Genomic DNA, 14,882 nt, shown 5'->3' on the forward strand with positions numbered 1-14,882 from the left:
AACGATAACCCTTAAAAGGTTTTAAGGGCTTGTTTTTCAAAATAATCCTGCGAATTTAAAGGATCGTTAGGGTTTGAAACTTTAGTGTAACGGCCTTTAGAATTTAACTCATAGCGTTTTAAGGTGTCTTTTAATTGGATTTCTAAAATATGCAACAATTTATTAGCGATCTTTGGGTTTGTGGCCGGAATAAGCAATTCCACGCGCCTTTCTAAATTTCTGGGCATTAAATCCGCGCTAGAAAAATAGATATTTTCATGTTTAAAATAATAAATGCGTGCATGTTCTAAATATTTCCCCACAATAGAATACACCCTGATATTTTCGCTCAAGTCCTTAACTTGGGGCTTTAAACAGCAAATCCCTCTAATAATGAGATCAATTTTAACCCCTTTTTGAGAGGCTTGATAGAGCCATTCAATGATTCCGCTATCCACTAGGGCGTTGGCTTTTAAAATGATATAGCCTTCTTGTTTGTGGTTCATTTCATTTTGGATCAATTCAATGATTTTAGACTTGATTTGTTTGGGCGCCATAAAAAGCGTTTCTAAGGCACTATTAGTCGCGCTACTAGTCAGCAAGGAATGGAAAAGCTTGATAATGTCGTTAGCGATTTCATTTTTAGCGCTAAAAAAACTCACATCGGTATAGATTTTAGCGCTCAAAGGGTTGTAATTGCCCGTGCTTAAATGGGTGAAATGGCGTAATTGGTTGTCTGTTTTTTTAGTGATCACTAGCATTTTGGCATGCACTTTGAGTTTAAAAACGCCATAAACGACTAACGCACCTGCTCTTTCTAAAGCTTTTGCCCAGTGCAGATTACTCTCTTCATCAAAGCGTGCTTTTAATTCTACTAAAACGCTCACTTGAATCTTGCTCGCCGCTTCAATTAAAGCTTTGACAATGGGGGAATGCTTGCCCACACGATAAAGCGTCATTTTGATAGAAAGGGTGGTTGGATCGCTAGCGGCTTGCTCTATGAGATCGATCACAGGCTCAAAACTTTCATAAGGGTGGAACAGCAACAGATCTTGTTTTTCTATGGATTTAAAAAGATCGTTTTCATTGAAATGATGGTGGATTTTGGGCGTGAAATTGGGCGATTTGAGTACTTTAAAATCGCTGTGATTGACCAATTCCCACAAATCCCCTAAATTGAGCATGATCGCGCTTTTATAGGCATGCATGCCGGTGGGTTTGTGCTTTTTGTGGGAGTGGGTTTGAAAACTCCTTAAAGACGCTAAAAGGGTTTTTAAAAGCTCTTGACTCCCTTTTTGGGTTTGCAAGCGCACGATTTCACCTTGATTGCGTTTCCTTAAACTCTTACTCATCAAATCCGCATAATCATGCGCTTCATCTTCAGTGATGGCAATATCCGCATCGCAAGTTACCCTAAACGCCATGCAATCTAAAATCTCATGCTCTAAAAACAATTCTTCTAAATGCGCTTCTACGATTTCTTCAGCCAGCACAAACAAGCCTTTTTCTAGCTCTACAAAACGGAAAATAAAAGAGGGGAGTTTGATGAGTGCATGGGAGATGGTTTGGGTTTCTTTGTCTTTAATGCGGGCAAAAAGCGCGAAAGTCAGATTCGCTAAAGGCGGGAAGGTGTGCGAAGAATCCAACTTAAAAGGCAAAACGAGTGCATAAAGTTGCTCTTTAAAATAGGTTTTAGCCTTAGCTTTTTGCTCTAAATTCAATTCATTATAGGGGGTGATGCAAAGCCCTTTTTTAAAGAGTAGGGCTTGGATTTTTTGAAATTCTAACTCCCTTTCTTCAATTTCATGTGCTAAATAATGCTTGATTTTTTCTAATTGTTCTTCAGGGCTTGCGCCATCAATGCCTTTAGAGGCGATTTTGTGCTCATAGAGTTGCTTAAGCCCTGCCACTCTTATCATGTAAAATTCATCTAAATTCGTGTCATAAATGGCTAAAAATTTCAAGCGCTCTAATAAAGGCAAGCTCTCATCTTTGGCTTCGTTTAAAACCCTTGTGTTAAAAGCTAACCATGAAAGCTCTCGGTTAAAGAAACGATTCAATAGAAATCCTTTAAATCCTCATGTTTAAAATCATTTTGCTTGGTGTGATTATATAATGAAATGATAGCAATTGAAGCTTTTTTAAAAAAGTCATGGTCGGAGTAGCGGGATTCAAACCCACGACCTCACCCACCCCAAGGGTGCGCGCTAATCAGGCTGCGCCATACTCCGCAATCAAAAGGGGTATTTTAATATAAGTTTTCTTAGTTATTGCTTATTTTTGGTTTTTATTGGGGTTTGACTTGTTGTGTTAAAAGTAGGGGGAGCAGAAAGTCTCTGATTTGTTCTAATTTTTTAGAAGTTCTTGTGTTAATGGATATAAGCGTGAGTAGTGGCATCATAATTTGATTAAATTTTTTAATTTCATGCACCGACGGCATGTAAATAGAATATTTTTTAAGCAAATTTTTTTGTAAGTGTTTAAGGCTAGTTCCTTGAAAAAAGCTTTGATTGATATGGGTTTTTATACTTGAGAGCAGTAAATATAAATAGTCGCTAAATTCGTTAGCGCAAATACACCAAGTATCCGTTGAATAAGAAGCTTTGCCTACATAAAATTTAATACCAGCATTACCCCCAGTGTTTAAAAAGCAATTTCTGCCATTAATGATCGCTTTAGGATAGGATAGGATATTATCCCCGCTTGTAAAAAAGGGGTATTTATCTTGGGTTTTTTGGGCGTTTTTAACCATAATACTAGATTTAGGATTTTCAATAATAATTCGTTCTAGCTTTGCATTTTTAGGTTTGTATTTGAAATGGTATTCATAGATTTTATGAGCGAGCGTATGTAAAAGCTCATTGATTTTATGGTTGTTCTCTATTTTTTGATCTAAGACAGAAAGCGTGCGGGCTATTTTTTGTTGTGTTTTTATATTTGGCAATAAGACTTCTATTTCTTGAAAAATTGTTTTTGGAATAATTGGCACAACTGTAGAGAGAGCTATATTTTTAAAAAGCTCTTTTTTATTAGATAGATAGTAGTATAAGTAGTATGGATTACAAAAATCTTTAATGTCTGTAATAGAATTTATTTGTTGATTTGTTGCGCATTTATCAAAACACATGCGAACCATACCCACATCACCTATACACCCTACAAGAATGCTTGTATTATCTATTGTGTTGTTTTGTATGCTTTTTAAACCACTATCACTAAGCGTTCTTGATGTTTTAATAATACGATATGTGCCATGCAAATCATTTGGCGTAATAAACATGTATTTGCCATTAAAAAAGTCTAAATTAGAAGTTTTAGGGGTTTTTCCTGTTACGATTTTTCCTATATTTTTAAGTTTATACGTTTTATTATCACTCAAACCTAACCCCTTTTAAAACTTCTAAAATTTCTTGTTGCAAGCTTTGGCTTTCATCAAAAAGGCTTGTCAGTTCGCTTGAATATTGTTTCATTAAATTTTCAAATTCCGATTGGCTGATTTTCTCGCTTGTGTCTTCTATGGTGAAATACTGCCCGGGGTTTAGAGAATAATTTTTTTCTTTAATTTCATCAAAAGAAGCCAGAGCGCAAAAATCCGATTTTTGGGTTTTATTTTGAAAAGTTTCTAAAATCAAATTAATATCGTTTTCTCTTAAGCGCGTTTTTTTGTTTTTGTTTTCGGTGTATTTTTCGCCGAGTTTGGAAGCGTCAATCAAAACTACTTTATTTTCATCTGGAGTTTTTTTAAAAAAGATGATGCTCACATTAGTGCCGGTGTTGGCAAAAACCTGACTGGGCATGCAAATTACCCCATAAACGAGCCTTTCATCCACTAAATGCCTGACAATCTTATTTTCTACCCCGCTTTTAGCTCTAATGAATCCGGTTGGCACGACTATAGCCCCCTTACCCTTTGGATTGAGCATGTTCAAGCAATGCTGGAAAAAGAGCGTGTAAATGGGCATTTTGCTTTTATCTTTTTTAGGGATATTGGGCACGCCTAAGAAAAAATCGTTTTTGTTTTGCGAGATTTCGGCATGATAGTCGGAAAAATCCAGCTTGAAAGGGGGGTTACTCACGATGTAATCCATTTTCCCTTTATAGTCTTTAGAATGGTAGGGGTTGGTTAAAGTATTTCCCTCAATGACGTTTCTTAAAGAGTGGGTCAAGTCGTTTAAAATGAGGTTGAGTTTGAGCATTCTTAAGGATTTTTGCGAAATGTCTTGGGCATAAAGGGTGCAAGAATCCGTGCCTATTTGGTGGGCTAATGCCATTAAAAGCGTTCCTGTGCCTGTGCTTGGATCATAGATTTTGACGCTTTGAGTCGGCTCATTAATTAAAAGCTTAGCAATGATGCTAGCGATGCTTAAAGGGGTGTAGTATTCGGCGTATTTCCCTCCGCTGGCGTTATTGTAATCTTTGAGTAAGTATTCAAAAATGGGAGCGAAAAAATCATAGCCTTGTTGGTTTTGCAGGTTTAAAAAAGCTTGTTTGAAATTAAAATTTTTGAGTTTGTCTAGTAAAGCTCTTGTAAAATTAGCCCTTTTAGACTCTTCGTTAATGTATTTTGAAATGTTTTCAAATAAAGCGATAGTGGTATTATCTGTGCTTATGGTGTTAAAAAGCTTGGCATTATTGCTAGAAATGCGATCAAAAATAGCGTCTAGCTTTAGGTGTAAATCGTTATCGTTAAAATGTTTTTCAAAAAGATAATTTAAAAGCTCATCATAAGAGAGTGTGGGGAGTTTTTTATATCTTAAGGTAAGAAAAAAGTCTTCTTTATTCTTCTTCGTTAAAGTTTTTGTAATCTTGTATCGTTTTGTTGGGAAATTCTTGTTCAAAAAGGAATTCCAATTTATCGCATAAGAATTTATACAAAAAGCATTGCGTGATGATCTTGTATTCGTTGCCGTCGTTCCCTAAACCAAAACTCGTGCAAATGGTTTTTAAATCATCAATGAGGTTTAGGGTGTCTTGTTTGATTTGCTTTAAAGCGTCATTAGGCATGCAAATTTCCTTGATTGTGGTTTTGTGTGAGTTCGTCAAAAAGGGTTTGAGCGATAAATTCTTTTTCTTCTTTTTTTAAATCTTTTAAGGAGGAGTTTTGTTTAATAGTGTCCCTTAATTTTACTTCTATGGTATCTTTTAAGCCTTCTTCGTATAAGATTTCTTTACGCTTAGAAAGATCCTTATCAATAGCTTTTTTTAACGCGCTTAAAAGCGTGAAAATGTCCGTTGGGTTAGAAATATCTTTTTCCATAAGGCGCTTATGCGTTTTCGCATAAGATAAATCATTGTTGTATTTATTTAATAGGTGGGTGGTTTGTTGGTTATTTTGTTCTAATTGTGAAATGATTGCGCTATAGGAATGAGAAATTTCATTAAAATTCTGGCTTGTTAGGGGCTCTTGGATCAGTTTTGAAAGCTCTTTAGAAATCTTTTGGATTTCTTTATTCTTTGGGTCCGTGGTTTTCTCTAAAAGCTCTTTAACTTGCTTCTCTTTGGCTTCAATCTCTTCTTTTTCTTTAAAGCGTAATTCTTTGCGTTCTTTAAACTCTATTTTAAAGTCTAAAAGAGCGATGAGGTCTTCTAACATGATTAAATCGTTCGGATTTTTGGGATCATTGATATTTTTTAACGCATGGAGTTGTTTGGCTTTTTGGTTGAGCGTTGAAGAGATTTTATGGATCTTTTCAATATCAATTTTTTCTTTTAGTGAAAGGATTTTTTCATCATCAGAAGTGCGGATTAAATTGTAACGCTCTTTAAGCGTGTTAATGGCGCGTGAAACTTTTGAAAGCTCGTTCATTTCGCTTATATTGACAATGGCGCTAGTCATTTTCTCTATATCGTCAATGGGGTAATTAAAAAGATCATCATAAGCGTTTTTAATGTCTTTTTCTAAAACCTCACGATCCGCAAAGATGTCTTTGATATTAGAATCGCTGTTGGCATCGCTTTGATTGAATCGGTTTAATTCTTTCAAATAATCATCAGTCGTTTTGTCAAAATTTTCTTGAATCCCTACAAAATCTATAAGGTAGCCAAAAGACATGTTGTTATAGGGGCGATTCACTCTGGCTAGGGCTTGGAGTAAATTGTGATCTTTTAATTCTCTGTGGATATAAAGGCGCTTGAGATTGGGTAAATCAAAGCCGGTTAAAAGCATGTTAAACACAAAGGCTATATCCGTATCCCCATGTTTAAAAGAATCAATTTCTTCTTTGACTTCTTCTTTATCATGCAAAATCAGGCTGGATTTGAGTTTGTTTAAAATTGTCAGGTTAGGGTTTTGTTGTAAGACTTTCTCTTGGGCATCATCAAAAAGACAATTAGCTAATCTGGCTTGCTCGCTTGAAAAACAAACCACCATAGCCTTTACATGTTCATCATTCAAACGCCTGAAATATAATAAATCTCTAATGATATAAGAGAGTATGGCTTTAATGTATGTTGCATCATTAAAAATCGTTTCTTTTTTAATCTCTTTATATTCAATCGTGATGCTTTCTTGTAAAAGGCGATAGGTTTTTTGTAGTTCTTCTTTGTAGCTCTTTTCAATGGTTTCTAACTGGAGTTTTAGGGTGTGTCCGTCTTTAATAGATTCTACATAAGAATAGGTGTGCAAGTAGTTGCCAAAAGTTTTTTTAGTGGCTTTATCTTGCGCATTTTCTTCTAATAGGGGCGTGCCTGTGAGGGCGATTTTAACCGCTGTCTTGTCGCATTCTATCAAATTAGCGTAAAAACAACCTCCAGGTTTATAGCTCCTATGGGCTTCATCTATGATAAACACCCTTTGTAAATTGCCGCTATTTTGAATGGATTCTTGTAATTCTGTTTTAGAAATCATTTCAGCGCTATCAGAGAGGTTTTCATTGGGGGTTTTGAATTTTTGGATATTCACAACGATGATTTCATCATTCCCTTGAGGACCAACATACACGCTAGGGCTTTTTAATTTTTGGCTCAAATCCTCTTTATTTTTTGCCTCATGCACTTGAAGGCCTCTTTTTGAAAACTCGCTTTTGGCTTGCTCTAATAAATCCAACCTATCCACAATAAAATAAAATTTAGCGTTTTTCCCTAGCGGGCTAAAAAAGTCTCTTATGATTTTGGTTAAGTGGTAGGTTAAAGCGGTTTTACCGCTGCCTTGCGTGTGCCAAATGACGCCTTTTAGGGGATCTTTTGAGTTGGTTTCATTGCTTTTATAATGCTTTTTTAATTCTTTTAAAACATTCAAGCTTGCAAACATCTGCGCGTAACGCCAAATGTGTTTTTTAAACTCTGAATTTTTTTCTTTTAAGAAACTAATGCCGTATTTTAGGATAAAGCAAAGCCTTTTTTGAGAGCAAAACGAAGTTAAAAGGGAGTTTGTGGGGGTGTCTTCAGGGCTTTTTAAATAGGCGGTGTCTTTAAGGTTGAATTCGTTTAAGATGCGTTTTTGAATTTCTTCAAGCGATCTATGATTTTGATCATTTTCGGGGGGGGGGTAATATCTAGCTTATCGGCTTCAATAAAGCGTTGGAAAATGGGCGAATAAGAAGCGCTATAAAACGCGCCTTGATCGGGGTTGTTTTCATCATAGGGTAAGTTATCGCTAAAGAGCCAAATTTGTGCAAGGTTATAAAAAACTCTGTTTTCAGTGTTTGTATAGCGTTTGATATGGCGATCTTTTTCCTCTTTAATGCCTTGTTGAGCTAAAGGCTGTTTAACTTCTATATTCACCAAAGGCAAGCCGTTGATAAAAAGGGTTATATCAGGTCTAAAAGATTTGTAGGGTAATTCAGCCATCATTTCATAAAGATTATGGTTAGGGTTATCAAAGTCTATGATTTGATGTTCGCTTTTGAGCAAGTATTCATAAAAGCTTTTGCCTAAATCACCATAATCCAAGCGTTTTTTCATTTCAGTGAGCGCTTCTTTTGCGTTTTTAGTGGGGTTTAATCTTTTAAACGCTTGAGTGAAACTATCCGTTAAGATTAGTGGTTGCATCTAGGTTAGGCTTATTTTCTTTAGAATTAATGGGGATAAAATCATAGCCCAACTTAGCTAAATGCATTAAGGCAGGGATTTGAACCCTTGTTTTTTCATTGTATGGCATGAACACCCCTTTGGTTTAAGGTTGTTATTATAGTGTAAAAATAAAAATCATGGTTGTTTGAGTTACATTTGCAATAACAAACAAGCTTTTTTAAGAAATTGTTTTAAGGCGTTTTGAGAGTGGTTGATAAAAGGTGTGAGCTCATTTTCGTTAAGATGCAATGAAACGATTAGAACGCTTTGTAAGATATGAGCGATACTCCCTTCAAATAAAATGCCTATAGTGGGGGTTTTAGCGCTGGCGGTTTGGCAAAATCCACTCAAATTATCCACCCATTCAAATATTTCTTGCTTGGTTTTGCAAGGCGTGTTTAGATGCGTGAAAAAATCCTCTTTAAAACTAATAAGATTTTTTTGTAAATTTTTTAAATCGTTAGCATGATTATTTCTAGGGCTAAACATGCTTTTAATGCGAGCGATAGCTTCTTGTTTGTCGGGATTTTTCAATCCCACTTGAGAGTAATTCAGGCTAACAGCATGCTTGATTTTAGCCCCATAACTTAAATTATAGACTTTTTTAGGCTGGTAATAATTAAGGGCTTCTTCAATCCTTTCTTTAGAGAGCAAAAAAAGCGAGTCGCTAAAAGTTTCATAACCTTTAAAATTACCCTCTACGCTGATTAAAGACGAAGTGTCAATTTCTTTTTCATTTTCATAATAGGAATTTTTAGCGTGCTTTTTAAACCCTTTAATATAAGCGCAATCTAAAGCACACAAATAAATTTCATCGCTCATCAAACTCGCTAAAGCCACCCCGGCATTGCCCACAAAAGGTGCGGCGTATTCTATGCTTAAAGGGTCTATATACGCGCAAGCGCTCCCCCCACGCATAAACATTAAGGCTTCTTTGGCTGTATTAAAAGCGTTAGGATTGAGCATGTTAGCCCCCATTAAGGGGGTGTCTTCTAGGGGGGCTTTTTCCAAAACCTCTTTAAGATAGTCTGTGCGCTCCACTTCTATTTGAAAATCCACTTTAACGCCATGCGTTTTTAAAGGCTTTAAAGCGGTTCCGCATGAAAAAATAATGAATTTGTCTTCATTTTCTTTTAAAAAATCCAACAATAAATCCAAGCTTGGCCCATTACCCACCACGCAAATAGGGGAGTTAATCTTTTTAGGTTTGGTTTTTAGAGTTGGATATAAGGGTAAGTTTTTAAGCGTGTTTTTTAATCCTAGTAATTCATCTTCAAAACTCCCCCAACCCCTTAAAGCTTGTTTGTAATAGCTTTGAATGTTTTCTTTCATGCGTGAATTAAAAGCGCTTTTATAGGGCATGATTTCTAGCTTTAAAAAAGAATGCGTGATAGGGCGTTTCAAAAAATCCATTTTCAATTCATTGGGGTTAAAAAACCCTTGAATAAAGAGTTTAGCCCCTTTTATAATCAAATCTTTATAACGCGTAAAATAACAGCTGATTTTAAACAAATCTAAATTTTCTTCAAACAAATAAAGCGAATGGAAGCGGTAATTTTGAGCCTGTAAAATCGCCAAAAACAAGCCGTCCAAGACGCCATAAATTATGGTAGGGGGTAAGAATTTCTTTAAAGAGCAAGGCGTTTGATGGTTATTTAAAAAGTTTAAGATCGCATGCGTGGCTTTAAGGGTTAGGGGGAGTTTGTGGTTGTTTTGAGTTTTTAAATAATTTAAAGAGAGGTGGTTATTGTCTAATGACCATCTGGGATTATTCAAGGGGTCAGAAGCCATGTTAAAAGCGATTTCTATCATTTGATTTTTAGGGTAGCTTAAAGCGTTTGTGTGCGTGTGTAAGAGATTGAAGTGGTTTTTTTCAAAAAGCAATCGGTAATTTTTAAAAGGCGTATTGAGAGCATTAAAAAGATTGGGATTATAAGATTTGAAAAAAACTAAATTATCCCTAAAACGCTTTAAAATTTCTTTTTCTAAAAAGGGCGCATCAAAAGATTCTAGGGCTTTTAAAAAGGGCATTCAATAGCCTTTTTCATAAGACCCTTATGAGTCTTTTAAATCGTTTTCTAAGAGTTGGGAAGCGAGAGCGATCTTTTTTAGAGAGATAAAATCTTGTTCGCTGTAGCGTTTGTTGTCATTCATTTTATGGTAATAGGGGGTGCTTAAATTTAGGGCTTTTTCCTCTAAATTTTGCTTGGTTGCATTAGTTTCTTTAGGGATTTCAAAAAGATTTTTTGCTTCTTCTAAAGACATAGGGATTTCTATTGCATTGAAGCGTTCAAAATGATCATAAAGCTCGTTAAAATCCTGATTGTCTATCTGCAAAAACGCCCCCACATCTAAAAACAATTCTTTTTCTTTGCTGTCTAAAATCCCATCAGCGTAGGCTAATAACATGAGAAATTCCACTAATTTCAAGCGTTTGGTGTATTCCCCATGCGTGTGGTCGGCGATTTCTTGGCATAAGGATTCAAAATTTTCTTTTTTATCCACAGGCTCACTAAGAAGCTCTTTGGCTAAATTTTGTTGTTCGCTGTTTAAGGGTTGTTCTAATTCATTGATAAAAAGTGATCTTAAGGCGTTATCCAAAGCGTTTTTTTGAATGTCTAAAAACTTTAAAAGACGCATATACGCACCCGTTTGGGTTTGCTTGAATTTGTCTAGGGGGCTAGATTGCACCAACAAATAGGGGTCATTTTTCAAGTCGTATTCTTCGGTTTTTGTTTTAGGGTTTAGGGGGTTTTTCAAATATTCTTTGAGAGTGTTGTAAAAATAGAATAACACAACCGCCGCAACAATTAATAAAATGATTTCCATCTTTTTCCTTTATGAGTATTTTTTCATTTGTTCTTTAAGGTCTTGTTTTTGCCTGCTCTCTCGCTCTTTTTTGGCTTGATAAAGACGCATTTGCTCTTCTTTTTGCTTGTCTTGTAAGATCATTTTCCTCTCATGGTTTTTTTTAAGCCGTTCTATATATTCTTCTCGTTTTTCTGGGTCTTGGAAACTCACAGGGCGGATGAAAAAAACAAACAAAATCAATAAAAAAATCCCTATGGCGACAATCTCAGAGCCTTCGCCATTGAAAGCATACCAAAGCCCCCCCATCAAAGAAGCGAGCGCGAGTTTTAAAAAAGCGTTCATTTTAAATGAAAGTAACCTTATGATAATGCGTATCAAGCCCTAAAGCTTGCGTGTCTTTTTCCCCCATAGCCATCAGTGCGATTTGAGATAAAAATAAAGTGGGGGTGTTGTCATTATCTCTTTTATAAATCTTTGAAGCTTTTAAGCTTAAATTTTCAAAAGCGTAAAAAAGCCCTAAAGAATGCGCGATTAAAAAATCCGCCCCCAAATCAATCCCTAAATAGCGTAAATGCGCGCACTGGAGTAAGCCGCTTTCTTCATTGACTTCTAAAAGGGGGGCGTAATTTTGAAAAGACTCTAAAAAATGGGGGGCTTTTAAACGGATTTTATTGAAAAAATGATCGCTTTGTTTAATGCGAGAAAATTCAGCCCCTAAAAACGCATCAAAAGGGCTTTTCAATTCCCATGCCAAAAACTCATTAACCCACTCATTAAGATAGACTACCTCAACGCCTTTTTCATAAACAAGTTGGTATTTTTTCAGTTTTTCATTAATGGAGTCGATGATTTCAGGGTTGTTGTCTAAAACTTCTCTAGCATGCAAGATATTCAAATACGCATCTTCTTCGCAAAAAATGAGCGAAACGCCATTGGCTTTGGCCAGAGCCAGATTATACGCAGAAGCGGTGAGAAAATCATGCGTGCTTATAATCTTCCCATAATAGCCTCCATCATAACAAAAAGGTAGATCAATGATTTTTTGCCCCATTTTTTCTAAATAGAGCTTAGCGCTTTTGAGAAGCGATTGCGTGTTTAAATGCTTTGCATAAGTGTTAAAGAGTGCGCAAGTTTTAGGGGGATTAGGCGTTTTAGGGGGGTTAGAATGGTATTGAAAAAGGCTTAAAAGGTTTTTAGAAAAATCTTTCCATGGCTTGATTTTGGAATTGGTTAGGATTTCTTGCAATTCATAGATTTCATGGTCAATGTTGTCATCGTTTTTATATAGATAATGCGCCACGCTTAAAAAATTCATCACGCCGCTTTCAGGCTGAGAAATCATCTCTAATAACCGGTTGCGCTCTGTGGGGTAGCGTTTCATCAGCCATTTAACATACAAGAAAAAGCCATCGCCCAGATATTTAGGGTTTGTTTGGGGGTTGATAAAATTGATTTGAATAAACTTTTCTAATTCTTCTTTTTCGCCTTTAGTGATATAGGGGACTTGTTTGAAAAAATCTTCATAGTTTTTTAAAACCGCCTTTTCATCAATCACTAAGTCTTTTAAAGCGTATCGTTTGGATAGGGGATCTAGCACCCACTCTTTAGAAAAAAACGCCACCAAATCGCTCACTTTAGCGTCTTCAAACACCGCAATTTGGTTGATTTTAAGCGCGATATTTTCATTATAGCTCACGCCTTTGAGTTGTTTTAAGAGATCCAAAAGGTATTGATCTTCTTGGTATTCTAAAAAATAAGACTCATAAGCAGGGTTGTAATCTTTGTTGGTTTCAAAACGAAAGACTTTTACATGCAATTTCAAAACGCTCATCAATCAGTCCTTTAGCTTTTGTGCAGATTTTCTAAAATCGCACGGTTTTTGGAATTGGAAAAAAGGGCCTCTTTAGAATCCAACCATTCTTTAGACTCCCGCTCGTCTTTTTTTGGCTCTTGTGCAATTGGCTCTTCTCTTTGAAACAATTCAAGCGAATCGCAGCGATTGAATAAAACGACATTTTCATTTTTTTCTTTGATAAGGATTTGAATGATGCCAGGAAGTTCCACTTGAACCACGCTGCCAATGTTATTAGGGCCAAACCCGGCTTCAAACTGCACGCTTTGTGCATCAATTATCAAGCTTTCTAAGGTGTATCCGGCTAAAACAAACAGCACCAATGAGCCGAATTTTTCATGAATTTCTTTAGGGAGCTTGGGGGAAAAATCAATCGCATCTCTTCCGCACAAAAGGTTAAAACTCAAATGGTTTTTTGACAGAAATTGCAAGTATTCCATGCAATGTTTGTTGTTTAAAAGCCTTAATTCTCTTTGCATGCGAGCAACCTTTCAAATTCTTCTAACAAATGACGCACCTCTTGCATGCCAATTTCCCAAAATTCTTTGCTGTCAATGTCAAAGCCAAACATGGACACTAATTCTTTAGGGCTTTTTGACCCTCCTAAGCTCAAAAATTCCGTGTAAGTTTTAACAAACTCTTTAGCGTCGCTTTTTTTATAAAGCCCATAAAGCGCCAAAGTTAAAAGCTGCCCGTAACTATAAGCGTAGCAATAAAAAGGCGAATGGATAAAATGGGGGATATAGCTCCACCACAAATGGTAGTTTTTAGTGAGTTTCACGCTCTTTTCAAACATCCTTTGATTTTCTTCAAACCAAATCCTGTCAAAATCTTTGGTGTCTAATTCTTCATCAATTTCATGGATTCTTCTTTCAAAATTAGTCATCACCACTTGCCTAAAAAGGGTAGAAAAAATATCTTCTAGCTTGCCTGCAAGCATGAAAAGGATCTCGTCAGATTTTAAACCCTTTTTTAAATGCTCAAAAAACAGCATTTCAGAAAAGACAGAAGCGGTTTCTGCGGTGGTTAAGGGCGTATCCATGTTTAATACGCCTTGTTTTTTGGACAATTCTTGGTGGATCATATGCCCGAATTCATGAGCGATAGTGAAAGCGTCTCGGCGATTTCCTGTGTAGTTTAATAACACATAAGGGTGAGCGCTAGGCACTGCACCATGGCTAAAAGCCCCGCCTTGCTTAAAGTCTTTAGGGTGTGAATCCACCCACCCCTCTTTAATCGCTTTAGAAGCGATTTTGTAAAATTCAGGGCTAAAGGCTTTAAGGGTGTTAAGCACTTCTTCTAAAGCTTGAGAGTAAGTCATGGTGGTATTTCCATCGCTTAAAGGGGCGTAGCGATCGTAATCTTTGAGTTTATGCCCTAAAATTTGCGCTTTTTGATGGTAGTAACGATGCACTAAAGAAAAATTAGCGTTCACAATCTCTATCATGCTATCCACACTCTCTTGCGAGATCTGGTTGTCAATGTGGCGGAAACTCTCTTTTTTATCGTATTTTCTTAGCCTGGTTTCAATGAGCAAATCTTTACGCACCATGTTTAAAATGTAAGTGAGCAAAGGGCGAGATTTTTCTAACGCTTTACTGAAAGCTTTTTGAGATTTTTTACGGATCTTGCGTTTGGGGTTGTGCAAGAGGGCTAAAATTTCTTCTTCGCTTAAATTTTGCTCTTCAAAAGGGATTTTCAAAGAAGAAAAATGCTCATCAAAAAGACGGCTAAACGCGCCCACTCCCACAGGTGAAAGGGCTAGAGCGATCTTTTCTTCGTCTAAATTTAGGGTGTGCTTTTTCTTTTCTATGAGATTGTTTAAGTAAAAAGCATGATCTTTGCATTTTTTAATGAAAGCGAGCTGTTTTTTGGCGTCTAAATTTTTAAATTCAATTTCAAAGAATAAAAAGTGCTGTTGGATATTCGTGCAAGCCATTTCGCATTGCGAATAAAACTTCGCTTCTTTAGCGTTCTTGGCAAAAAGTAATTGAGCGTAAGTCATCACTCTAGAGATTTTTTCTGACAAGTTTTCGTAATGTTTAAGAGCGTTGGCAAACCCTGTAGCGTCTAAATTCTTAAGGTTGTTTTGATAAGCACTCTCAAATTCTTGTGCTTCTGTTTGTAAGGTTTTTAAAAATTCTTCTGCGCTTTCTTTATTTTCAAATAAAGCACTTAAATCCCATTCTTGCTCTTTCATAAAAGCCCCCTTTGTTTAATAGTTTGAGTT

General features: G+C 36.2%; 9 protein-coding genes, 1 tRNA gene and 2 pseudogenes. All 12 read right to left on the bottom strand.

Annotated elements, in window-relative coordinates:
- Nucleotides 1-11: 11 nt before the first annotated feature.
- Nucleotides 12-2,039, bottom strand: a complete 2,028-nt coding sequence (locus AA974_RS01955) for an RNA degradosome polyphosphate kinase (RefSeq protein ID WP_064433196.1) — start codon at nt 2,037-2,039, stop codon at nt 12-14.
- A 93-nt stretch (nt 2,040-2,132) separates the two neighbouring features.
- Nucleotides 2,133-2,210, bottom strand: a tRNA-Pro gene (locus tag AA974_RS01960).
- Between the two features lie 56 nt (nt 2,211-2,266).
- Nucleotides 2,267-3,358 (bottom strand): restriction endonuclease subunit S, encoded by a 1,092-nt coding sequence (locus tag AA974_RS01965; RefSeq protein ID WP_064433197.1) that lies wholly within the window; start codon nt 3,356-3,358, stop codon nt 2,267-2,269.
- A pseudogene (locus tag AA974_RS01970) lies at nt 3,351-4,983 on the bottom strand (N-6 DNA methylase). Before AA974_RS01970 ends, AA974_RS01965 begins: the two are co-directional and overlap by 8 nt.
- Nucleotides 4,976-7,228, bottom strand: a complete 2,253-nt coding sequence (locus tag AA974_RS01975; protein WP_230380954.1) for a DEAD/DEAH box helicase family protein — start codon at nt 7,226-7,228, stop codon at nt 4,976-4,978. The pseudogene AA974_RS01970 and the gene AA974_RS01975 overlap by 8 nt, the downstream one beginning before the upstream one ends.
- Nucleotides 7,229-7,404: 176 nt before the next feature.
- A pseudogene (locus AA974_RS08000) lies at nt 7,405-8,077 on the bottom strand (type I restriction endonuclease).
- A gap of 62 nt (nt 8,078-8,139) precedes the next feature.
- Complete coding sequence (locus tag AA974_RS01980; protein WP_064433198.1) at nt 8,140-10,020, bottom strand: motility associated factor glycosyltransferase family protein; 1,881 nt, start codon at nt 10,018-10,020, stop codon at nt 8,140-8,142.
- A gap of 24 nt (nt 10,021-10,044) precedes the next feature.
- Nucleotides 10,045-10,818 carry a TerB family tellurite resistance protein gene (locus AA974_RS01985; protein WP_064433199.1) on the bottom strand — a complete coding sequence of 258 codons (774 nt, stop codon included), beginning with the start codon at nt 10,816-10,818 and terminating at the stop codon, nt 10,045-10,047.
- Between the two features lie 9 nt (nt 10,819-10,827).
- Nucleotides 10,828-11,142 carry a hypothetical protein gene (locus AA974_RS01990; RefSeq protein ID WP_001860400.1) on the bottom strand — a complete coding sequence of 105 codons (315 nt, stop codon included), beginning with the start codon at nt 11,140-11,142 and terminating at the stop codon, nt 10,828-10,830.
- A gap of 1 nt (nt 11,143) precedes the next feature.
- Complete coding sequence (locus AA974_RS01995; protein ID WP_064433200.1) at nt 11,144-12,631, bottom strand: DUF5644 domain-containing protein; 1,488 nt, start codon at nt 12,629-12,631, stop codon at nt 11,144-11,146.
- A gap of 11 nt (nt 12,632-12,642) precedes the next feature.
- Nucleotides 12,643-13,131: a hypothetical protein gene (locus tag AA974_RS02000; RefSeq protein WP_064433201.1), complete on the bottom strand. Its 489-nt coding sequence runs from the start codon at nt 13,129-13,131 to the stop codon at nt 12,643-12,645.
- Complete coding sequence (locus AA974_RS02005) at nt 13,116-14,852, bottom strand: M3 family oligoendopeptidase (protein ID WP_064433202.1); 1,737 nt, start codon at nt 14,850-14,852, stop codon at nt 13,116-13,118. Before AA974_RS02005 ends, AA974_RS02000 begins: the two co-directional genes overlap by 16 nt.
- Between the last annotated feature and the right edge of the window lie 30 nt (nt 14,853-14,882).

Source organism: Helicobacter pylori (assembly GCF_001653475.1).
In the GTDB taxonomy this organism is placed as follows: Bacteria; Campylobacterota; Campylobacteria; order Campylobacterales; family Helicobacteraceae; genus Helicobacter; species Helicobacter pylori_CM.